We start from the raw sequence: 20,707 nt of genomic DNA, 5'->3' as shown, positions 1-20,707 counted from the left end.
CAGCCGCAGCGGCAGGTCACCGGTTCGCGGGTGCCAGCTCCGCGGGCGCTGAGGTGCGGCCCCGGATCAGGTCTGCCGCCCGCTCCGCCAGCGCCACCGTCGGAGCGTTGGTGTTGCCGCGCGGAATGCTCGGCATGATCGAGGCGTCCACCACTCGAAGCCCGCTCACGCCGTTGACCCTCAGCTCGGCGTCGAGCACCGTGCCCATCGCGCAGGTGCCGACCGGATGGAAGATCGAGTGCGTGCCGGCTCGCGCGTAGGCACGAAGGTCGGCGTCAGAATCCGAGGCCGGATAGCTGTGGCGCTGCTCGGTGTACGGGATCAGCGCGTCCTGCCGCGCGATGTTCATCGCTACCCGCAGCCCGGCGACCATGGTCTCCAGGTCTGACTCGGCCGAGTAGTAGTTGTGCCGGATCCGCGGCTTGACGGTCGGGTCGCTGGAGGCCAGCGTGACCTCGCCGCGGCTGTCCGGCTTGAGCACGCACGGCCCGAACGAGATGCCGTGCGCGGGCGGAACGCCCAGGGCGCACTCCATGAACATCACCGGCAGGACGTGGAATTGGACGTCCGGCGCCGCCAGCTCTTCGCGGGTGCGCACGAACCCGCCGGCCTCGGGGACGTTGGAGGTCAGCGGCCCGCGGCCCTCCTCCTCGAACAGCCGCACGTACTCAGCTTGGCCCGCGCTCAGCAGGCTGATCGGGTGCGAGTGGCTGAACACCAGGTAGCTGGCCGGGTGGTCCTGAAGGTTGCGCCCCACCTCCGGCTGGTCCACCCACACCGTGATGCCCAGCCCGGTCAGCAGGTCTGCCGGGCCGATGCCGGACAGCATCAACAGCTGGGGTGAGTTGTACGCGCCCGCGGACAGGATGACCTCGCGCCGGGCGTTGATCCGGTAGGTCTCGTCCAGCCGCTGGCAGTCCACCCCGCGGGCCTGGCCGCCCTCGATCACGACCCGGTGAGTCTGCACGTGGGTGTGCACGGTCAGGTTCGGCCGGTCCATGACCGGGCGCAGGTAACCGGCCGCCCCACTGAATCGCCTGCCATTGCGCTGGTTCACCTGGTAGTAGCCGAAGCCGTCCTGGGACGGGCCGTTGAAGTCGATGTTGGCAGGCTGGCCGGATTCGACCGCGGCCTGGACGAACGCCGTCGACATCGGGTTCTTCGACCGGTTCTCCGCCACCGGCAGCGGGCCGCCGACGCCGTTGTACGGCGAGGCTCCGCGCTCGTTGTCCTCACTGCGCTTGAAGTAGGGCAGCAGCTCGTCGTAGCTCCAGCCCGGCAGCTGCCAGTCGTCAAAGTCCAGCCGGTTGCCCCGGATGTGCACCATGCCGTTTATCGAGCTCGTTCCGCCGAGCACCCGCCCCCGGGGCAGGTAGAGGCGGCGGCCGTTGCAGTGCGGCTCGTCATGGGTGTCGTAGTCCCAGTCGTACTGGCTGCGGATCAGGCTCCCGCCGGCGGCCGGGGTCGTGATGGTGGCGACGGCGTCGGAGCCGCCGGCTTCGAGCAGGCACACGCTGACATCGGGGTCCTCGCTCAGGCGCGCGGCCAGCACGCACCCGGCCGAACCGGCGCCGACGATCACGTAGTCATAGGTCGATCCGTTCAGCACCGGCCCGCCGGACAGGTTTCGCGCACCGTTGGTGGCCATCAAAGTCGCCTTTCCCTGGCTAGCCGCCGCAGGGCAGTCGGCCGCCTACCATCTCGATTCGTCATTGCGGAAGACGTTCGGGCGCGCGGGCGTCGGTCACCACGGCGCTGAAGAAGTACCGGGCAGGCTCACTCACGAGCCCCGGCCAGCTGCCCGTCGGCGCCCAGCCGCGACAGCACTTCGTGCAGCGCGGTCGAGGCCTGCGCCACCTGCTCCGGCGCTATCACCAACGGTGGGGCCAGCACCAGGTTGTTGCCGTAGTCGCGAACCAGGACACCATGCCGTCGGCGCATCTCGATGGCCACGTCACCGGCCATCAGCGGTTGGCGGGTGCCGCGATCAGCCACCAGTTCGATGCCGACAGTGGCGCCGGCGATCCGGATGTCGCCGACCACTGGCAGGTCGGCCAGCGGAGCCAGCTCGGTCTTGAACCACTCGCCGATGGTGTGAGCGCGGGCAATCAGGCCCTCCTGCTGCAGCACGTCGAGGTTGGCAAGCGCGATCGCGCACGGCAGCGGATGACCGGAGTAGGTGTGGCCGTGGAACAGGTGCGCGCCCGCGCCGGCCACCGTCTCGGCGATGGCGTCGGACATCAGCACCGCGCCCAGCGGCGCGTACCCGCTGGTGAGGCCCTTGGCGGTGACCAGGATGTCAGCTGCCATGCCGCGCTCGACCGAGTCGAACCAGGCGCCGGTACGTCCGAAGCCGGTCACCACCTCGTCGGCAATCAGCAGGATGCCGTGGCTGGACAGCAGCTCCCGCACTCGGGGCCAGTAATCCGCCGGAGGAACGAGTACTCCGGCGCCTCCCATGACGGGTTCGCCGATCATCGCGGCGATGTTGCCCGCGCCGATCCGGGCGATGGTGTCGGACAGCTCCGCTATCAAGAAGTCGGTGGGGTCCTGGTCGTCGTACAGATCCGCGGCCCGGTACGGGTGCGGCAGCGACACCTTCGCCACATGCGGCAAGGGAAGCCCGATTCCCTCGTTGAATCCAGGGAAACCGGTGGCTGCTCCGCTGCCGAAGGTGGTCCCGTGATAGGCGAACTGGCGGGCGATGATCCAGGTCCGATCGGGCTGCTTGCGGTGATGGTGGAACAGCCGGGCCAGCTTCATCGCGGTCTCCACCCCTTCGGAACCGCCGGAGATGAAGAACACCCGGTCCAACCCTGCCGGGGCGAGGGCGACGAGTCGCTGCGCCAAGCGGATGGCGGTCTCGTTGGAGTAGATGTCGAAACCGGTGAAGTATTCGAGCTCGCTCAACTGCCGGGTGGCCGCCTGCACCAGCTCAGGCCGGGCGTGACCGACCTGCGCCACCCAGTTGCCGCCGCCCATCGCGTCCAGCATTTCGTTGCCGTGAGCGTCCCATACCGTGCAGTCAGCCCCTCGGACGATGACGCACCGTTCGTGATGCGCGCCGCTCTGGTGCGGGTGCACCAGCACTTGCCGGTCCAGATCTTCCAGCTGGGTGGCCGAGTACGCGATCCGCGGTTCGTTATGGGTGATTGTCATGTGGGCACTCCAATTCAGGCGCGACTGCGCCCAGAGGTGGTAGCTGCTCGTTGGGCGCGGTGACCGACTGCCGCAGCACGCGCCGGTGCTTGTCCTCGTGCGGTCATGAGTGGTTTCCCTTCGCGGCAGCGGCGGCAGTGATCGATCAGGAGGAGGCCCGGAACGGTGGCCTCTCAGACGCTGTCTTTTGCCCATCCTTGGCGCCGCAGCGGTCCGCGGCATCTTCCACGGTGCCGCTCTCCGTCCAGCGGTGGCTTGGGCATTTCCGGAGCATCGGTGGCGGTCGGCAGCTATGAGGGGTTTCGCTGTATTGTCGCCCGGACGCCCGATCCGCTGGCGCGTCAGCCGAGTCTCTACCGGGCGTGACTGTTGAGGTGGTCCCACCTTGATCGACAAGCCAGCCGGTTCTCTGAGCTGAGGGCGCGGCGCCGCCATTGCGCCGGAGCTCAGGGTCGGGGCAAACTCGCTCAGATGAGCCAACCCAGAAAAGCCCAGGTCGTCGTCATCACCGGAGCCAGCGGCGGGATCGGCCGAGCGAGTGCGGTGGCGTTCGCGGCTCGGGGAGGCACCGTGGCGTTGCTGGCCCGGGGCGAGAGAGGGCTTGCCGGGGCGGCCGCCGAAGTCGAGCGAGCCGGGGGTCGGGCGCTGGTCGTGCCCACCGATGTCGCCGACGACGAGCAGGTGTCCGCGGCCGCGGCCCGGGTCGAGTCCGAAGCCGGCCCGATCGACGTCTGGGTCAACTCGGCGTTCACCTCGGTCTTCGCGCCGTTGGACAAGATCACCCCGGCGGAGTTCCGCCGGGTCACCGAGGTCAGCTACCTGGGCTACGTCTATGCCACCATGGCCGCCCTGCGCCACATGAAGCCACGGGACCGGGGCGTCATCGTTCAGGTCGGTTCTGCCTTGGCCTACCGGGGGATTCCGTTGCAGTCGGCCTACTGCGGCGCCAAGCACGCGATCCAGGGATTTCACGAGGCGTTGCGCTGCGAGTTGCTGCACGACAAGAGCGGCATCCGGGTCACCATGGTGCAGATGCCCGCGGTCAACACCCCGCAGTTCAGCTGGGTGCTGTCCCGGCTGCCGCGCCATGCCCAGCCGGTGCCGCCCATCTACCAACCCGAGTTCGCTGCCCGGGCGATCCTGTTCGCCGCCGATCACCCCGGGCGGCGCGAGTACTGGGTGGGCTCATCCACCGTGGGCACGCTGGCGGCCAACGCGCTGGCCCCCGGACTGCTGGACCGCTACCTGGCTCGAACCGGTTTCAAGTCCCAGCAGAACGAGCGCCCTCAGGACGCGGATGCGCCGGTCAACCTGTGGGAGCCCGCCGACGGCCGGGACGGCCATGATTTCGGCGCGCACGGCGTCTTCGACGACACCTCGCATGAACGCGATCCGCAGCTGTGGGCCTCACAGCATCACGGCGTGCTGGCCGCCGGCGCGGCGAGCCTGGCGGCGGCGGTGCCTTTGCTGCGACGGCGCCGCTCGACACGCTGAGCGCCTGCGCCACGGCCGTTGGGATCGCGCGGCCCTGGTCGGTGGCAGTATGGCCGGATGAGGATCGCTCGACAAATCCTGGTATTCGACGCCGCCGACCTGAGCGCCGAGAGCACGTTCTGGGCCCGGCTGCTGGGCGGCACGGTGGACGCGGACGACGATTGGCACACGATCTACGCCGACGGCGAGCCGCGGCTGGCTGTCCAACTCGTGCCCGATCACCTTCCGCCCGACTGGCCTGACGGCACGCCTCAGCAGATGCACCTCGATGTGTTCGTCGAGGACATCGATGCGGCCCATGACGAGGTCATGTCGCTGGGCGCCCGGCTGCTGAAACCGGCCGAGGACATCAAGGCGGCCGAGGGCTTCCAGGTCTATGCCGACCCCGCCGGGCATCCGTTCTGCCTGTGCTGGGATTGAGGCTGAGATGGGACTGGGGGACTGACGCCAGGGGTGCGGCCACAAGGCTTGACGCGGCCGTGACCGCCGGCCGGCTACCCCGGGGCCGGGTGAACGACACCCCGAGGCGCTGGCTGTTTAGCGTGTTCCCTTGCGTGTTCAAGGCCCGGAGCGTGCCCCCCATGTCTATCCGAGTTGGTTCACTCCTGCCACTTCGCACACGGCAGTGCCCAGGTTTAGCGGTGGTTGATGCGGATCCGGCGATGCCGGCGCAGCGCGGTTCTGACATAACCGGCTACCACCTCATCGACCGCGGCCTGGCACTCGGCGCAGCGCGGGCACAGCGACGCCGAGCCCCAGCCCCGGGTTGGTTCGGGAAAGCCGACCCGGGGCGGCCGGCCGCCATGGGCTGCCAGCATGGCCGTCTCCAGGTCGAAGGCGTGTTCGAGCAACCCGGTCCGGGTGCCGCTGCCCCGGTCGAGGTCGGCGCCGCGATACTCGATGGCGACTATGAATGCTCCTAGCACGGCGTGCACCTCGAGTCGGTGATCCGGCGCGAGGGCCGGCTTGGATAAGCCGGCCCTCGCCCGGATCAGCCGGCTCTAACGCTGGTCGCCGCGGATGTCGGTCTGCGGCTCCTCGATCTGCTCCTTGCGCACCTGCTCGGACACCGTCTCTTCGTTGGTGACCGTCTCGGTGGCCAACCGGACCCGCTCCACCGGAACGGTCTCCTTCTCCACCACCGGGCGCTCGGCGTGCAGGGTCACCTCGTGCTCCTCTTCGGTGAGGTCCCCGCCTGACATCGCCTTGCCCACGTTTGCGTCGGTGATCGGCTCGCGCTCGATCCGGACCTCCTCGTGGCTGACCGGCACCGTCTGGGTGACGTTCTCGGTCACGATGTACTTGCGCAGCCGGGCCCGGCCGGTCTCGACGTTCTGGGTGCCGACCCGGACCCGCTCCTCGGACCGCGTCATCGCGTCGTCGGTGGTCGGGCCGGAGGTGTCGTGCCCCACCACGCCGGACTGGTCACTGAGGTCCTGACGACCGCCTTGCTCGACGTAGTCCTGATCGAGGTCAGCCCGGCCGCCGGTGTCGCCCACCATGCCGCCGGTGTCGCCCATCATGCTCTGATCGCCCAGGTAACCCTGGTAGTACTGGTAGAGCGCCTGCACCTCGGACTCGTCCAGGTGACCGTCGTTCTCGACGTTCGGCGCGTCCTTGACCATCGCCTTGGATACGGCGAGCATCAGGTTGTCACCCTCGGTGCGCGAGCCGTACAGCGGCGCGAAGGACTCCTTGGTGCCGAACATGCCGGTGCTGACAGTGACCCACTGGGGATCACCGGTGCTGTCGTCGAGGTAGATCTGCCCGATCCGGCCGATCTTGTCGCCGCTGGAGTCGACGGCGTTCTGGCCGATCATGGTCTGCAACTGCTCTGGTGACATCATGAACGTGCTCCCTCATTGGTCTGCCCTGATGGGGCCGAACACGCGATCCGCAGGCTGCGTTCGCGTTTGGGTTTGCAAATACTGGCCAAACCCAGTGTGGTTAATCCGGTGGTGTTTCACCGTGAGACGGATCGCCACCCGAGGGGGTGGTGACCCGAAGTCTTCGCGCCCTGGCGCGGCCGGCTGGCCGGCTTCAGGCGACCCGGTTGGCTTGCCGGGTGGTGACCGTCAGGTCCAGTCGCACCGGCAGCTCCGGATCAGCCAATGCCTGCCGGGCATGCTCGACGGCGTTGGCTTCGATCCGCCGGCGCAGGCCGGGCAGATCGGCGCTCTCCTCCAAAGTAGCGGTGACCACCAGGGTCGGGGCGAGCGGGTCACCGATCAGCCGGGCCCGGGCCGAGTGGACGCCGGGGTAGCTGTCGATCTCGGTGGCGACCGCGTCGGTCAGGGCGGGCGCCGCCAGGGTGGTGCGGCCGGCCGAGCGGTCACCGGTGATCGGCAGGTCACCGGCGCGGTCGGTCGAGAACAGCAGGGCGAGCAACCAGCGCAGCGCCAGCAGCGCGACGATCAGGGCGACGGCGGCGATCACCGGCCAGAGCCAGTCACCGTGCCGGCCGAAGTACGCGCCGACCCGGTTGGCCGGCAACTCACCGTGCTTGGTGACCGGGCCCAGGGCGCCGAAACCGGCGAGCGCGCCGACGGCGCCGGCGGCGATCAGCGCGATCGCGAACAGTATGAGCATCGCCCGGTTGGTGCGGTCGGCGTGCATCAGCGGCTCCTCGCGCCAGGGGTGCTGACGGTGACCGCCAACGCCGGCGGTTCCTGAAGTTCCAGGGCGTCCAGGCGCTGCCGGGCGGCCGTGGTGGCCGGCTCCTGCAGGCTTTCGGCGGTGAACGGTTGCAGGCCGGCGGTGGTGGCCTCGACCTTGACCTTGCGCCGGCTCACCGACACCGCCGCCGAGTTGATGCCGTCGACGTCGTTGACGGCTGAGCGGATGGTCGCTGCGACCCCGCGCCGGGTGTACGCGGCGTCGGTGGCCTCCGATCGGACGGCGAGCCGGCTCGGCTTGCTGCGCTTGAGCTCGGCAACCAGCAGCAGCAGGCCGAGGACGATCAGCAGGATGCAGGTCACCCGGACGCTGCCCTGCTGCCAGGGGGTGCGGTTGGCCCACTCGTACAGGCGTGGCCAGTCCACGACCACCGGTCGCCGGCCCAGCCGCTGGGCGATCACCTCGATCACCACCAGGACACCGGCCACGATCAGGGCGAGGCTGAGCAGGGCGGCAAGCAGTCGGTTGAGAAGTCTCATCGGGGCAAGTTCCTTCTCCGGTCAGCGCACGCGTCGGGGTGGTTGGGCGAGCTCGGTCACCAGGTCGCTCACCCGGATGGTCACCTCGGCCACGATCAGGCCGGTCAGTTCCGCCACCCGGGTCCGGACATGCTCGCGCACGGCCGCGGTCACCGCGGGCACCGAGACCGGCCACCGGACGCTGATCTCCAGCCGGATCAGCGCCATCGAGCCGTCGACGTGGGCCGATGCCTTGGGCAGCGCGGTGAGGCTGGTGGGCCGGACGCCTAGGCTGCCGGCTCCCGGCAGCGACCGGCCGAGCAGCCGGGGGGCTGCCGCGCCGGCGTCCGGAATCTCCATCGCGGCCTGCGCGGCCAGCTTGGCGACCACCGACTCGCTGATGCTGATGGTGCCCAGCTCACCGCGCCCCACCTTGGGAGCGCCGTCCGGCGGGCCCGGCGGTCCGGCCGAATGTTCGGTGATGGCGGTCGCGGTCATTGGCTGGAGCGCCGGCCCGAGACGTACTGGCTCAGGTCCAGGTCCCCGTCGAGGATCTTGGCCACCACGAAGCCGACCACCGCGAACAGGGCGACGATCAGCATCTGGCCGAAGTCGCCGAACGCCAGGGCGAATCCCAGTGCCAGCCCGACGAGGGTGCCGAGTGTGCTGCGGTTCATGTCTTCTCACAATCTTTCAAGAGTCGCCGGCCCGGCGGGGCGAACCGGCCGCTCAGGCCAGGCTCACCGGACGCGTAGCCGGCGCCGACGCCGGATGCGTCGCAGCGTCGAGGTGACCGCGCTGACCGGCCACCGCTGGTGGGCGATGATCACGATCGGTGGTGCGGATTCGTCTGTCGGTTCAGACGGCGGTTGATCGAAGTGGCGCAGGCCGGCTAGGAATTCGGCCGGATCTCCGCCTCGGTCGGGATGGTGGCTCCGGATGAACTCGCGCCGCTGGGCGCGCCGGATGCGCTCGCACTCGTCCACGGCTCCACAGTGCCATCCACGGGCACTGAGGGTGTAGCGGTTGGGGGGGTAGCGGTTGCGGGTGTAGCGATGTCGGTCAACACCACGTCGATGACCTTGCCCGCGCTCAGCGTTGCCAGGGCAGCACGTATCTGCTGGGCGATGAGGCTGGCCGGCTGGTTCCAGACCGCCCGGACATGCACCTCGATCCGGTCCGTCTCGATGCGGATCCCCGGAACCCGGCGCCCGGGAAGGTAGGTCGCGACGCCACCGAGCCGTCCGCCGTCGAGGTCATCCACCGCTGGGCAACCGCGCACGGCTGTCGCCACGGCATCGACGTCGATCCCGTCCACCAGGGCGGACTCGGCAGGGCTGGTCATGACACCCGGGCTGGCGCGTCCTGCTGCTGGTCATCGCTGGGCAGGTAGACGTCATCGACGTTGACGTTCACCTCGACGACCTCCAGGCCGGTCATCCGTTCCACCGACTGCTTGACGTTGCGCTGGATGCTCTTGCCGAGATCAGCGATCGACACGCCGTACTCGACGACGATGTCCAGGTCGATCGCCGCCTGGGTCTCGCCGACCTCGACGCCGACGCCCTGGGCGACGTTGGGACCGCTGCTGCCCGGGATCCGCTCGCGCAGCGCCCCGAAGGCGCGCCCGCTGCTGGTGCCCATCCGGTGCACCCCGCTCACCTCGCGGCAGGCCATTCCGGCAATCTTCTGAACGACATTCTCAGCGACGCTGATCCTGCCCTGGTCGGTCTGCAGCCGCGGCGGGCTGGCGGGGGCGTCGGCGCCGGCCGGACTCACGGCGGTAGTGCTGGTGGGTTTGGTCATAGGGGGACTCCCGTGCTGGTCATGCCTACCCCTGGGAGCGCTGGTCACTGCGCCTCGGGCTGGCGACGAGGAATGCGGGGGCTATGCAGGGTCCTCCCACATAGGACACCAGACCGGGAAAAAGATCGCACCCGTTGGTGGAAAAAGTTCTGCGGCCCGGCCGCGCTGCCAACGCCGCCGCGTGACCAAGGAGGAAGCGGGAAGTTACGGTCTAAGTGGGCGCTGACCGGCTGGTGGGCATCCGGTTATCAGGCAGGGGACGCGCATGAGCCAGGACGGCGAGGCTGACGGCTTCGACGACGGCTACCTCGTGCGCCGGGCGCAGGAGGGCTATCTCGACGCCTACGCCGAGCTGGTGAACCGGCACAGCCTGCTGGCCTACCGGGTGGCGTTGCGCATCCTGGGCCACCACCAGGACGCCGAGGACGTCGCCCAGGAGGCGCTCGTCACGGCCTGGCAGCAGCTGCCCCAGTTCCGCGGCGAGTCCGGCTTCTCCACCTGGCTGTACCGGATCGTGACCCGCCGGGCCGTGAACCGGATCAACCGGGACCGCCGGCACAGCTCGACCGACGTGCTCGCGGAGTGGGCCGATGACAGCAGCCAGACCGAGACGGCGTTCGAGCGCACCCAGACAGCCGGCGCGGTCACCGACGCGATCCAGGCGTTACCGCCGGCGCAGCGGATCGTTGTGGTTCTGCACCACCTGGAAGGGCTGTCCTACGCCGATGTCGCCACTGTCACCGCATCCAGTGTCCCGGCGGTGCGAAGTCATCTGTACCGGGCGCGCCGCACGCTCGGCCTAACGTTGGCGCAGTGGAGGTGAGCCGGGCATGACCGAACCGTCGCGGGCCCGCCGCCTGCTCGAGTCCACCAACACCCAGCTGGCCTGCGGCGCCGACGTCGACGCGTTGCTGGAGCAGGTGGCCGACGGTGACGCCGGACGCCTGGACTCCCACCAGCGCGACTGCTCGCACTGCCAGGTCGCGATCGCCGAGTTCGGGCTGCTGTGGGCGCCGGTTCAGGAGTACGCGCGGCAGCCGGTCAGCCTTCCGTCGCGGCTGCGGGCCTCGGTGATCAAGCAAGTCGACCGGTTGGTGCACGACGTGTGGTACACCCTGCAACTGACCGAGCTCGGGGCGATCCGAGTGGCGGCCCGGGTGGTGGCGGCAGCGGCCCGTGACACCGCCAGCCGGGTGCCCGGTGTCCGGGTGGCGCTGGGCCGGAGCACCGAGTCCCGAATCGCTCAGCTGGTCGCCAAGGCCACCGCCGGCCACCTGCACCCGCACGCGGCGGTCGGCGTGCTCGGTCGCACCGCGGTGATCGATCTCGCCCTTGCCGTGAGCTACGGCGAACCGGTTCATGAGGTGGCTCAGGAGGTGCGCCGCCGGGTGATAGCGGAGCTGAAAGAAAACATTGGATTACAGAGCGTGACGGTAAATGTCACAGTGGATGACGTGTTGGTAAAACCAGCCGAAGTTTTCACCGAACCGGCCCGCGGGTTGGCAGAACCCGCTGAATAGCGAGCGTTGAGTGCGCGTGACCGGTTGACTCGGGCCGACAGTTCTTAGCTGATGTGACAGTTGATGCCGCAATTCTTGTGCAACGGCCTGCCAGCTAGGCGGCCCGGCGAATCTCTATTACATTGTCGCCAAGCCGTGCAGCCGAGAAAACGTGCTGGCACAGCGGTCAGAGTCGAATAGGTGCGAACAGCCTTGAGCGATCTCCCCGATATGGACAGCGCGCGCTGGTTTGCTGCGCTTGCTCGCGATTTAGCCGAACAACCTGACCGGGACGCCACTGCCTCCCGGATACTCGAACTCATCACCGGCGCCACCGGTTGCTCCTTTGCCGCGATAGCCCGTCTCTCGCCGCAAGGCGTTCTCATTCACCACCACTCCACCGACCGGGCGTTGCTCGGCAAGGTCGCCGCCATTTCCACCGCTACCGGCGAGGGTGTCGCCTGGCAGGCGTTGCGCGAGCGCCGCACGGTGCTGGTCGAGGATCTGCACTCGGAGTCCCGCTGGCCGCAGTACACCGCTCGACTGCGCGCCGAGACCCCGTTCCGATCTGCTTTGGGATACAGCTTGATCCTGGACAACCTGGTGCTCGGGGCGATGGTCCTCTTCTCCGCCGAGCCGGGCTTCTTCACCAGTGCCATCTGCCGTTTCGGCGATGTGTATGCCGATCACGCCGCGATCGCGCTGGCCAGGGTGACCGATCACGAGCGGGCTGAGAACCTCGAGACCGCGCTGCAGAGCAACCGCGAGATCGGCATGGCGGTCGGCATCCTGATGGTCCGCTACGGGCTCACCGATCAGGCCGCCTTCGACCTGCTCCGGGTCACCTCTCAACACGAGCACCGCAAGCTTCGCGAGATCGCGGCCGAGACGGTGTACAGCGGTGAGCTTCCGCAGCGCCCCGAGCGGGCCGTCCTGCGGCTGGCTTGACCGGCGAGCCGGCGAAGCCCGGCTCGGCACGCCGCTTTAAAATCGAGCACGATCTAATCGCAGACGGTGAGTGTTGAACCGCGACGGGGAGCTGCGATTGCCGTCGCCGGTCCGGACGGCGATAGCGGCAGGCAAGCCGGTGCGGCTGGCGTGGGTCAACGAGGTCGGCGGCCGGACCTTCGAGGTCGGCGACGGGCCCGGGCGGCACTTTCTCAAGTGGACGCCGGTGAGCAGTGGCATCGACCTCGACCGCGAGGTGGCCCGGCTTCGTTGGGCCGCCCGGTTCACTCCGGTGCCGGCGGTGCTGGACCAGGGCCGGGACGCGGCCGGATCGTGGATCATCACCACCGCGCTGCCCGGTGACAACGCTGTCGCGGACCGGTGGCTGGCTGACCCGGTCCGTGCGGTGCGAGCCATCGGCGCCGGGCTGCGGGCGCTGCACACCGCGTTGCCGGTGCCCGACTGCCCGTTCTCCTGGTCGGTTCAGGACCGGATCGCCGACGCCCGGCGCCGGGCCGGTCAGCTGGATCCGGCCGGCTGGCATCCCGAGCATCGGGGGTTGAGTGTCGAGGCGGCCCTGGACGCGCTGTCACAGCCGCCGGGCATCGACCAGTTGGTGGTCTGTCATGGTGACTCGTGCGCGCCGAACACGCTGGTGAGCGTCGAGGGGAGCTGGACCGGCCACGTCGACCTCGGCTCGCTCGGGGTCGCTGACCGGTGGGCCGATCTGGCGATCGCGACCTGGAGCACCGAGTGGAACTACGGCCCGGGCTGGTCGCAGGAGTTGCTGGCGGCCTACGGCATCGAGGCTGATCCGGTCCGGATGCGGTTCTACCGGCTGCTGTGGGACCTGGGTCCCTGAGACCGGCTGTGGGACCTGGGTCCCTGAGACCCGGGGTTTCGGGTGATCGGCGCGGTGCGAGTACGGCCACCTCAGCGCTCAGTCCAGCGCGACCGGCCTGCCGAACCGGGCCCGCACCCCCGGTGACCACAGGGCGCGCAGCTGGTCACCGGTTGGCGCCACTCCGGAGGCCGCCAGCAGGTCGTCCCGCAGTTCCAGCACCTCGGCCTGATGCAGCGGCCACGGGTCGTGGGCATTCGGTACCCAGCGGGTGCGGCCGCGGATCACGGCGTGCAGGCCCCACCGCGCGGTGAGCCACTGCTCCAACGGGGTGGGTTCGACCGGTCCCGTCACCCGGATCGACACCGTGCTCGCCAGCCCGCGGCGGGGCCATCGGCGCCGTGCCTCGTAACGCCAGATGCCCCCGGCCTGCTCGTGCACCCGCATGCGCGACCAGGTGTAGGGCACCCCGAACAGCAGTCGGGCGAGCGGGACGATCGCCAGCCGCTCGGTGTCCAGCGAGCAGAAGACGACGCCGTGCCGGCCGGCATCGTCCACCGAGTACAGCCGGATGTTGGTTTCGGCGAATGAGCCGAAGTAGGGAATTCGACCGGCGCGGCCGAGGCCGGCGTGGCGCAAGTGAAAAGGCACCAGGCCGACGTAACTGCGGCCCTCGACCACATCAGGGCGGCAACCGGGTGGAAACAGGTGGGTAATCGTGGACGGCTCGACCGGCCAGTGCAGAAAGCTGACATTGCGCCACTGCTGATCGAAGACGATCGGAGGCCGCAATGGTGGCGCGCCCCGAGTGAATTCCCATTCCGCCATGACCTCAGTGTCCAGTGCGTCGGATCCGCGATGGTCAGCGGCACGGCGGTGCGCCGGCTTGGCCTATTCGAATATCTGTTCGATACTTGCGGGATGACTCCCCGGGTCGTGGTACGGCTGGTGCGCCAACTGGCCGACCTGCATGCCTGGGGTCGCAGCGGGGGCAGCTGGTGGGGCCTGGTCTCCTGGCGGACCTACGGCAGCTTCGCCGACGGGGTCAACGGCTACCTGCACACCTCGGCCTGGGTGCCGGCCCGGCTGCTGGACCCCTCCGGTGACCCCGACGCGATCCGGGAATACCGGACGGTGCAGCGTTTCGACCTGCCCGAGGACCGCTCGGCCTGGCCCCGGCCGGCAGCCGGCGCGGGCCGTCGCTGGCGGCACTGCGGGCCGCTGGAGGCAGCGCCGCCGCCCGCGTCGGAGCTGACCCCGCTGATCGGCGGGACCGGGCTGCCTCCGGTGCGCCGGAATCCACCCGACAGCTAGCCCAGACCGCGGTTGACGGCCAGGATGGCCACATCGACGGCAGCGGCGGCCATCGTGGCCAGGAACGCGCCCTGACCGCGGGGGCGTCTCAGGGCGCAGCCGAGCGCGATCAGCGCCAGCACCAGCACCGCGGCCGTCCCGAGCGCCGTCAGCACCGGATTGCGGAAGCCGGTCTGGAAGTCGATGATGCCGGCGGCGATCAGCAGTGCCGCGATCGCGGCGAGCACCGAGCCCTTGGTGCCAAGCCGCTGCGGCAGCCCCAGCACCCCGGCTGCCAGGTCATCGGGCAGATCCGGCAGCACGTTGCCGAAGTGCGCGGCCACCCCGACCAGGCCGGCAGCCAGCATCGTCCAGGCCGGCGCCATCTCCGACCCGGGTGTCGCCGAGGTCGCGATCGCCGGCAGCGCGGCGAACGCCACGAAGTAGGCCAGCGCCGACCAGGGCGTCGCCTTCAGCCCCAGGTTGTAGGCCCAGCCGCCGGCCACCGTGACACCGTGCAGGGCGGCCGCCCGCCAGCCCAGCGTCAACGACAGCAGCACTGCCAGCACCAGGGTGACGCCGAGGGCGGCCCTGACCTGGCGGGCCAGCTCAGGCGCCACCGCCAGCGGCTTGTCCCGGCGGCCGGCCGCCCTGTCACGCCGGGCGTCGATCAGGTCGTTGGACCAGCCGATGCTCAGCTGGCCGGCCAGCACCGCCGCCGCTCCCAGCAGGCACACCGTCAACGGCTTGCCGGCCACGGCGAACAGCGCGGTCGCCAGGGCCGTGACCGCCACGCACGGGATCGGATGACTGGTGCGGATGAGAACCGAGGGGCGCACCAGCACGGGCCTGAGCATAGGGGCTGTGCGTGGAGCGGCGCCCCCGGCGGACAGACCTAAGCTGGGGTGATGACCACCATCGCCGGCGTCCGGGGCGTGCTGCCCGAGCACCGCTACAGCCAGCAGGACATCACCGACGCCATCGCCGACTGGTGCCTGCCCTCGGCCCGTGAGCGGGCGCTGCTGCGCCGGTTCCACCAGAACGCCCAGGTCCGCACCCGGCATACCGCGGTGCCGCTGGAGCGCTACCGGGAGCTGGCGGACTTCGGCTCGTCCAACGACGTCTTCATCGAGCAGGGCACCTTGCTGGGCGCGCGAGCGGTGACCGAGGCGCTGGCTGCCGCCGGCCTGGAGGCCTCGGACGTCGACCTGATCCTGTTCACCACCGTCACCGGGGTGGTCGCTCCGTCGCTGGACGCGCTGATCGCCCCGATGGTGGGGCTGCGTCCGGACGTCAAGCGGATCCCGGTGTTCGGCCTGGGCTGTGTCGCCGGCGCCGCGGGCATCGCCCGGGTGCACGACTACCTGAAGTCCCACCCCGACGAGGTGGCCGTGCTGCTGTCGGTGGAGCTGTGCTCGCTCACCATGCAACCGCAGGACCGCTCGGCTGCCAACATGGTGGCCACCGGCCTGTTCGGTGACGGCGCCGCTGCCGTGGTGCTGGTCGGCTCCCACCGGGCCGAGCAGCTGGGCATCGCCCAGATCAAGCCCACGGTGCTGGATTCGCGCTCGCACCTCTACCCCCACACCGAACGCATCATGGGCTGGGACGTCGGCGCCGCCGGGTTCAAGATCGTGCTGGACGCCGAGGTCCCGGTGCTGGTGGAGAAGTACCTGGCCGGTGACGTGGCGTTGCTGCTGGACGCCCACCAGCTGGACAGCACCGAGATAGCCGGCTGGGTCTGCCACCCGGGCGGGCCCAAGGTGATCGAGGCCATCCAGCGAACCCTGGGCCTGGAGCAGGGTGAGCTGGAGCTGACCTGGCGCTCGCTGGCCGCGATCGGCAACCTGTCCTCGTCCTCGGTGCTGCACGTGCTGGCCGACACGGTCCGCGACCGCAGCTTCGAACCGGGCAGTCCCGGCCTGCTGATGGCGATGGGCCCGGGCTTCTGCTCTGAGCTGGTGCTGCTTCGATGGTGAGCTCGGGCATCGCGTACACCGCCCTGATCCTGCTGGTGGGACTGGAGCGGCTGGCCGAACTGGTGGTCTCCAACCGCAACCTGCGCTGGAGCAGGCAGCACGGCGGCATCGAGACCGGGGCCGGGCACTACCCGGCGATGGTGCTGCTGCACAGCGCGCTGCTGGTCGGCTGCCTGGCTGAGGTGTGGCTGCTGGACCGGCCGTTCCTGCCGTTGCTGGGCTGGTCGATGCTGGCCCTGGTGATCGCCGCCCAGGCCCTTCGCTGGTGGTGTATCAGCACCCTGGGACGGCAGTGGAACACCCGGATCGTGGTGGTCCCGGGCGCCGGGCGGGTCACGTCGGGCCCCTATCGCTACCTGCGGCACCCCAACTATGTCGCGGTGGTGATCGAGGGAATCGCGCTGCCGCTGGTGCACACCGCCTGGCTCACCGCGGTGACCTTCTCCGTGCTGAACGCGGTGTTGCTGAGCGTCCGGATCCGCAGCGAGTCCGGGGCGCTGGCGATGCTCGGTCGGGCGTGATCGACGTCCTGGTCGCCGGTGGCGGCCCGGTGGGCCTGGCCACCGCGCTCTTCGCCCACCGCGCCGGCCTGGAGGTCACGGTGCTGGAGCCCCGGTCGGCGCCGATTGACAAGGCCTGCGGCGAGGGCCTGATGCCCGCGGCGCTGCAGGCGCTCGCGGAATTGGGGCTCGAGCCGCCCGGCCGGCCGTTGCGAGGGGTGCGCTATGTCGACGGCTCGCACTCGGCGCAGGCGCTGTTTCCCGGGCCGGCCGGTCGCGGCGTGCGCCGGACCGTCCTGCAGTCCTGCCTGCGCGAGGCGGTCCTCGCGCGCGGGATCGCGGTGCGCGAGGCGTCGCTGACCGAGCTGCGCCAGGACGAGGGGTGCGTGCGGGCCGCCGGGCTGACTGCCCGGTACCTGGTCGGCGCCGACGGCCTGCACTCCACGGTGCGCAGGCTGGCTGCCCTGCACCTGCCGAGCCGGTCGACGGCTCGCTGGGGGCTGCGCCGCCATTACCGGATCCAGCCGTGGGCAGACCTGGTCGAGGTGCACTGGTGCCCGTCGGCGGAGGCCTACCTGACTCCAGTCGCACACGATCAAATCGGGGTCGCTATTTTGAGTGGCGACCGGGCCGGCTTCGACGACCAGCTGATCCGGTTTCCCGAGCTGGCGAAACGGCTCTCGGCCGCACCGGGATCCAAAGTGCTGGGCGCCGGCCCGCTGCGGCAGCGAACCCGGGCCCGGGTGGCCGGCCGGGTCCTGCTGGTGGGTGACGCCGCCGGTTACGTCGACGCGCTGACCGGCGAGGGGATCACGGTAGGCCTGACGGCTGCCCGGCTGCTCGTCGACTGCCTGGCGGCCGACCGGCCGGCCGATTACGAGCGGCTGTGGTCACGCAGCTCCCGCCGGTACCGCGCGCTCACCGCCGGCCTGCTCTGGACGGCCGGCCGGCCGGTGCTGCGCCGTGGCATCGTCCGGACCGCCGCCGCCGTGCCGAAGGCCTTCGAGGCAGTGGTGGGACAGCTCGCCCGCTGAGCAGCCGGAACAGCCCTCGGCGGGACGGGCGCCGGCCGCGGCGATGGTGATAGGTTTTTTATGGCTGAACGCCCAGCCGGTCCGGACAGCGACCGAGCACCCTGGGCAACGATCTGAGCGCCTGAGCACCAATGCGGCCGCGCTCAGCGCGGCGTCTCGCTCGCCTTCCGGCACAGTGACGAACCGTCGATGCCCATGGGGCATCGAAAGGAGTTCCAGGTGGACGAGCAACGCGATGTGATCGAGATCCTGAGCCATGACCATCGAGAGGTCGAGCAGATGTTCGCCGAGCTCGAGAGCCTGCGCGACGCCGCCGACGAGCAGTCCAGCTCCAGGCGCAAGGACGTCGCCGAGCAGGTGGTCATCGAGCTTGTCAGGCACGCGGTGGCCGAGGAGGCCGCGGTCTATCCCAAGGTGAAGGAGAAGCTCAGCGAGGCCGAGGCCGAACATGCCAAGCACGAGCACGCCGAGGCGGAGGCGAGCATGAAGCGGTTGGAGAAGCTCAGCCCGCAGGACCCGGCGTTCGAGGCCGAGCTGCACACCTTGATGGCCGAGATCCGCGAGCATGTGGCCGAGGAGGAGAACGAGATGTTCCCCCGCATGCGCTCGGTCTTCAGCCAGCAGGAGCTGGTGAAAATGGGTCAGCAGGTCGAGGCGGTGAAGAAGATCGCTCCGACCAGGCCACATCCCAGCGCGCCCGACCAGCCGCCGGGCCACCTGATGATCGGGCCGGTCGCCGGGCTGTTCGACCGGTTACGCGACGCCGTGACCCACCGCGGCGTCAGCTGAGCCCAAGCGGCAGCAGCCGAGCTAGTGCGAGTCCGGCTCGCCCAACCCCTGCTCGGGCTGGTCCTGTTCGGCCTGGTCATCGGACTGCTCGGCAGGCTCACCCGCTCCGGGATGCAGGCCGGGCTGAGGCTCCTCGGGCGGGTTGGTCCCCGGCCGGCCACGGTCGGGGGCCTCGCCGTCCTGGCCCAGGACACCCTCGCTCATGTTCTGCAGAAATTCCGACATCCGCTCGCTCCTGACGTTGCGGCGAGTCTCTTCCCATCGCCGTAGGACTTCTTTCCTACCACCCGAGCTGTGCACCTTGAGAAAAGGATCATCGAGATGGCATTCACCCCGCGGACGGCAATCGTGACCGCCTCCGACTCAGGCATCGGCAAGGCGACCGCGGTGGCGCTTGCCCGGGCCGGCATGGACGTCGGGATCACCTGGCATTCCGACAAGGCCGGCGCCGAGCAGACCGCCGACGAGGTGCGCTCGCACGGCCGGCGGGCCGTGGTGGCCCGGCTGGACACCACCGAACTGCCGGGCTGCGGAGATGTCATCGACAGCCTGGCTGATGAGTTGGGCGGGCTGGACGTCTTCGTCAACAACGCCGGCACCGGTGACAACGCTCCGCTGCTGGAGATGGAGTACCAGCAATGGCGTCACACCGTGGCCACCGACCTCGACGGCGCCTTCGTCTGCCTGCAGCGGGCGGCCCGCCGGATGGTTGGCGCCGGCCAGGGTGGTCGGCTGATCGCGGTCACCAGCGTGCACGAGCACCAGCCCAGGGTCGGCTCCAGCGCCTACGACGCGGCCAAGCACGGCCTGGGCGGCCTGATGAAGACCATCGCGCTGGAACTGGGCGCTTACGGCATCACCGCGAACTCGGTGGCGCCGGGTGAGATCGCCACCCCGATGACGGGGCAGGAGGACCAGGATCCGCATTCCGAGCACCGGCCCGGGGTGCCGCTGGGCCGTCCGGGTGACGCCCGCGAGGTCGCCGCCGTGATCGCCTTTCTGGCCTCGCCCGATGCCAGCTATGTGACCGGGGCGTCCTGGGTGGTCGACGGCGGGATGCTGCAGATGGGCCCGCAGGCCGGGTCACACCTCAGCAGCGACGATTGGCGGCACGGCTGAGCGACTGGAGCGGGTGAGCCGCTGGGCTCAGCGGGCTCACTCCTTGCCCTGGGCGGCGCTGTAGCCGAATTGAAGGAAGTCCGAGACAGCGACGGTGGCGAAGGTGGCCGCCACCAGCCGGGCGGCCCGGGGCGCGAAGACCAGGCCGGCGCCGAACATGGTGGACACCCACTGGGCCAGGCAGAACGGGCAGGTCAGCAACTCCCCCACCGCGTGGCGCAGGTGCGAGTCGGTGCGGACCTCCTCGTGCAGCTCGGCCGGTCCCTGCACGCCGCCGTAGGTCGTGAACGGCGCCCGGACCGGGCTCGTCACCGCGTCCTTGGTGAGGGTCCGGGTCACCCGGTGGGTGGCGATCCCGAACAGCGCGACGTCCCACGGCGTGATCTGCTGCGGCGCGCGCACGCCGAGCCGGCGCCCGAGCAGCGTCAGGCCGGTCACCGCGCCGGCGTAGACGCTCATGGCGGCGAGGTAGCCGCCGAGCGGGCGGTCCTCGCCGTTTCGATAGATCTCGGCCTCGCGCTGGGCCCAATCCTTGATGACGCTGGCGTTGGTCATGGTGAACTCCGGTAGCTGGTGCGGGCGGGTCGGAAACTCCGGGCTTCTCAGGAGGCGTCGCGGTTGACCAGCTTGTTGAACCGGCTGGTCTGGCCGTCCGAGGTCTTCTCCTGGTATACGAAGGCTAGTCCCCGGTCGTCGAAGACCTTGAAGAACTCGTCCCAGTCGGCGTCATCGAGCCGTTCCTCGGAGGCGTCGAACTCGATGCGCAGCACCCCGCCGCCTTGAGCGGAGTCCTCGGTTCCCGACACCGTCGCAGGCCGGCCGCCGCGGGCCTGCGCCCAGGCGCGGATCACGTCGTGGTCGGTGGTGGTGTAGCTGGCCGCGGTGGTCTGGCTCTTGGTGTTGCGGGTGACCTCGTCCACCGCGTCGGCCTCCTGCGCTGCCTGCGATGCGTGGCCGTCCTGCTTGTCGGTCATAACGGTGGGTCCTTTCGTGCTCGGCCGCCGACGGGCGAAGACCACGAGGGCCAGCTGATGTCTGGTGGTGCCCTGGGTGGCGTGAGAGGCCGGCAGCCGATGGCGGCCGTCGGCCGCGAGAGGTGGCTCGTACTTGAG

The 20,707-nt window shown here is 69.9% G+C and carries 27 protein-coding genes; 12 read left to right on the top strand and 15 right to left on the bottom strand.

Annotated elements, in window-relative coordinates; translation table 11 throughout:
• Window positions 1–16: 16 nt before the first annotated feature.
• Window positions 17–1,648, bottom strand: coding sequence for a GMC family oxidoreductase N-terminal domain-containing protein (locus VF557_08805; protein ID HEX8080296.1), 1,632 nt, complete (start codon window positions 1,646–1,648; stop codon window positions 17–19).
• A gap of 128 nt (window positions 1,649–1,776) precedes the next feature.
• Window positions 1,777–3,159 carry an aspartate aminotransferase family protein gene (locus VF557_08800; GenBank protein ID HEX8080295.1) on the bottom strand — a complete coding sequence of 461 codons (1,383 nt, stop codon included), beginning with the start codon at window positions 3,157–3,159 and terminating at the stop codon, window positions 1,777–1,779.
• 471 nt (window positions 3,160–3,630) lie between these two features.
• Here VF557_08800 and VF557_08795 point away from each other — a divergent pair, with 471 nt between their 5' ends.
• On the top strand, window positions 3,631–4,653 hold the full coding sequence (locus VF557_08795; protein HEX8080294.1) for an SDR family oxidoreductase: 1,023 nt from the start codon (window positions 3,631–3,633) through the stop codon (window positions 4,651–4,653).
• 57 nt (window positions 4,654–4,710) lie between these two features.
• Window positions 4,711–5,073 (top strand): VOC family protein, encoded by a 363-nt coding sequence (locus VF557_08790; GenBank protein HEX8080293.1) that lies wholly within the window; start codon window positions 4,711–4,713, stop codon window positions 5,071–5,073.
• Window positions 5,074–5,288: 215 nt separating this feature from the next.
• Here VF557_08790 and VF557_08785 read toward each other — a convergent pair whose 3' ends face one another.
• The 8 genes from VF557_08785 to VF557_08750 all read right to left on the bottom strand — a co-directional run bounded on the left by VF557_08785 (window position 5,289) and on the right by VF557_08750 (window position 9,593).
• Window positions 5,289–5,579, bottom strand: coding sequence for a hypothetical protein (locus VF557_08785; GenBank protein ID HEX8080292.1), 291 nt, complete (start codon window positions 5,577–5,579; stop codon window positions 5,289–5,291).
• A 75-nt stretch (window positions 5,580–5,654) separates the two neighbouring features.
• Window positions 5,655–6,500 (bottom strand): PRC and DUF2382 domain-containing protein, encoded by an 846-nt coding sequence (locus VF557_08780; protein HEX8080291.1) that lies wholly within the window; start codon window positions 6,498–6,500, stop codon window positions 5,655–5,657.
• A gap of 193 nt (window positions 6,501–6,693) precedes the next feature.
• Window positions 6,694–7,269, bottom strand: coding sequence for an alkaline shock response membrane anchor protein AmaP (gene amaP / locus VF557_08775; protein HEX8080290.1), 576 nt, complete (start codon window positions 7,267–7,269; stop codon window positions 6,694–6,696).
• Window positions 7,269–7,808 carry a DUF6286 domain-containing protein gene (locus tag VF557_08770; GenBank protein ID HEX8080289.1) on the bottom strand — a complete coding sequence of 180 codons (540 nt, stop codon included), beginning with the start codon at window positions 7,806–7,808 and terminating at the stop codon, window positions 7,269–7,271. Before VF557_08770 ends, amaP begins: the two co-directional genes overlap by 1 nt.
• A 21-nt stretch (window positions 7,809–7,829) precedes the next feature.
• Complete coding sequence (locus VF557_08765) at window positions 7,830–8,285, bottom strand: Asp23/Gls24 family envelope stress response protein (GenBank protein HEX8080288.1); 456 nt, start codon at window positions 8,283–8,285, stop codon at window positions 7,830–7,832.
• Window positions 8,282–8,464, bottom strand: a complete 183-nt coding sequence (locus tag VF557_08760; GenBank protein ID HEX8080287.1) for a hypothetical protein — start codon at window positions 8,462–8,464, stop codon at window positions 8,282–8,284. The genes VF557_08765 and VF557_08760 overlap by 4 nt, the downstream gene beginning before the upstream one ends.
• A 215-nt stretch (window positions 8,465–8,679) precedes the next feature.
• Window positions 8,680–9,132 (bottom strand): hypothetical protein, encoded by a 453-nt coding sequence (locus tag VF557_08755; protein HEX8080286.1) that lies wholly within the window; start codon window positions 9,130–9,132, stop codon window positions 8,680–8,682.
• Entirely contained in the window at window positions 9,129–9,593 is a 465-nt protein-coding gene (locus VF557_08750; protein ID HEX8080285.1) for an Asp23/Gls24 family envelope stress response protein, read from the bottom strand. The genes VF557_08755 and VF557_08750 overlap by 4 nt, the downstream gene beginning before the upstream one ends.
• A 265-nt stretch (window positions 9,594–9,858) precedes the next feature.
• Between VF557_08750 and VF557_08745 the strand changes: the two genes are divergently transcribed.
• The 4 genes from VF557_08745 to VF557_08730 all read left to right on the top strand — a co-directional run bounded on the left by VF557_08745 (window position 9,859) and on the right by VF557_08730 (window position 12,902).
• Window positions 9,859–10,416 carry a sigma-70 family RNA polymerase sigma factor gene (locus tag VF557_08745; GenBank protein ID HEX8080284.1) on the top strand — a complete coding sequence of 186 codons (558 nt, stop codon included), beginning with the start codon at window positions 9,859–9,861 and terminating at the stop codon, window positions 10,414–10,416.
• A gap of 7 nt (window positions 10,417–10,423) precedes the next feature.
• Complete coding sequence (locus tag VF557_08740) at window positions 10,424–11,113, top strand: Asp23/Gls24 family envelope stress response protein (GenBank protein HEX8080283.1); 690 nt, start codon at window positions 10,424–10,426, stop codon at window positions 11,111–11,113.
• A gap of 192 nt (window positions 11,114–11,305) precedes the next feature.
• Complete coding sequence (locus VF557_08735; GenBank protein ID HEX8080282.1) at window positions 11,306–12,040, top strand: GAF and ANTAR domain-containing protein; 735 nt, start codon at window positions 11,306–11,308, stop codon at window positions 12,038–12,040.
• A 70-nt stretch (window positions 12,041–12,110) separates the two neighbouring features.
• Complete coding sequence (locus VF557_08730) at window positions 12,111–12,902, top strand: aminoglycoside 3'-phosphotransferase (protein ID HEX8080281.1); 792 nt, start codon at window positions 12,111–12,113, stop codon at window positions 12,900–12,902.
• A 78-nt stretch (window positions 12,903–12,980) separates the two neighbouring features.
• On the opposite strand, the gene VF557_08725 is transcribed toward VF557_08730, so the two are convergent.
• The gene (locus VF557_08725; protein ID HEX8080280.1) at window positions 12,981–13,709 is read right to left on the bottom strand and encodes a DUF2071 domain-containing protein; all 729 of its coding nucleotides are present in this window, start codon (window positions 13,707–13,709) and stop codon (window positions 12,981–12,983) included.
• A 93-nt stretch (window positions 13,710–13,802) separates the two neighbouring features.
• On the opposite strand from VF557_08725, the gene VF557_08720 reads away from it, so the two are divergent.
• Window positions 13,803–14,195 carry a hypothetical protein gene (locus tag VF557_08720; GenBank protein ID HEX8080279.1) on the top strand — a complete coding sequence of 131 codons (393 nt, stop codon included), beginning with the start codon at window positions 13,803–13,805 and terminating at the stop codon, window positions 14,193–14,195.
• On the opposite strand, the gene VF557_08715 is transcribed toward VF557_08720, so the two are convergent.
• Window positions 14,192–15,019: a UbiA family prenyltransferase gene (locus VF557_08715; GenBank protein ID HEX8080278.1), complete on the bottom strand. Its 828-nt coding sequence runs from the start codon at window positions 15,017–15,019 to the stop codon at window positions 14,192–14,194. The two genes, VF557_08720 and VF557_08715, sit on opposite strands and share 4 nt — an antisense overlap.
• Window positions 15,020–15,082: 63 nt before the next feature.
• Between VF557_08715 and VF557_08710 the strand changes: the two genes are divergently transcribed.
• The 4 genes from VF557_08710 (at window position 15,083) to VF557_08695 (ending at window position 18,476) form a co-directional block, all read left to right on the top strand.
• A complete protein-coding gene (locus VF557_08710) occupies window positions 15,083–16,153 on the top strand; it encodes a 3-oxoacyl-[acyl-carrier-protein] synthase III C-terminal domain-containing protein (protein HEX8080277.1) in 1,071 nt (356 codons plus the stop codon).
• Window positions 16,147–16,674: an isoprenylcysteine carboxyl methyltransferase family protein gene (locus VF557_08705; GenBank protein ID HEX8080276.1), complete on the top strand. Its 528-nt coding sequence runs from the start codon at window positions 16,147–16,149 to the stop codon at window positions 16,672–16,674. Before VF557_08710 ends, VF557_08705 begins: the two co-directional genes overlap by 7 nt.
• Window positions 16,671–17,687, top strand: coding sequence for an NAD(P)/FAD-dependent oxidoreductase (locus tag VF557_08700; GenBank protein HEX8080275.1), 1,017 nt, complete (start codon window positions 16,671–16,673; stop codon window positions 17,685–17,687). Before VF557_08705 ends, VF557_08700 begins: the two co-directional genes overlap by 4 nt.
• A gap of 219 nt (window positions 17,688–17,906) precedes the next feature.
• On the top strand, window positions 17,907–18,476 hold the full coding sequence (locus VF557_08695; protein HEX8080274.1) for a hemerythrin domain-containing protein: 570 nt from the start codon (window positions 17,907–17,909) through the stop codon (window positions 18,474–18,476).
• A gap of 21 nt (window positions 18,477–18,497) precedes the next feature.
• Here the strand turns inward: VF557_08695 and VF557_08690 are convergent, their stop codons facing one another.
• Entirely contained in the window at window positions 18,498–18,701 is a 204-nt protein-coding gene (locus VF557_08690) for a hypothetical protein (protein ID HEX8080273.1), read from the bottom strand.
• Between the two features lie 96 nt (window positions 18,702–18,797).
• Here VF557_08690 and VF557_08685 point away from each other — a divergent pair, with 96 nt between their 5' ends.
• Window positions 18,798–19,595 carry an SDR family oxidoreductase gene (locus VF557_08685; protein ID HEX8080272.1) on the top strand — a complete coding sequence of 266 codons (798 nt, stop codon included), beginning with the start codon at window positions 18,798–18,800 and terminating at the stop codon, window positions 19,593–19,595.
• Between the two features lie 36 nt (window positions 19,596–19,631).
• Here VF557_08685 and VF557_08680 read toward each other — a convergent pair whose 3' ends face one another.
• Window positions 19,632–20,150, bottom strand: coding sequence for a DUF1360 domain-containing protein (locus VF557_08680; protein HEX8080271.1), 519 nt, complete (start codon window positions 20,148–20,150; stop codon window positions 19,632–19,634).
• 47 nt (window positions 20,151–20,197) lie between these two features.
• The gene (locus tag VF557_08675) at window positions 20,198–20,569 is read right to left on the bottom strand and encodes a hypothetical protein (protein HEX8080270.1); all 372 of its coding nucleotides are present in this window, start codon (window positions 20,567–20,569) and stop codon (window positions 20,198–20,200) included.
• Between the last annotated feature and the right edge of the window lie 138 nt (window positions 20,570–20,707).

The organism is Jatrophihabitans sp. (assembly GCA_036389035.1).
Classification (GTDB): Bacteria; Actinomycetota; Actinomycetes; order Mycobacteriales; family Jatrophihabitantaceae; genus Jatrophihabitans_A.
Note: the sequence above shows the minus strand (reverse complement) of the source record. Positions and strands in the feature narration are given on the sequence as shown.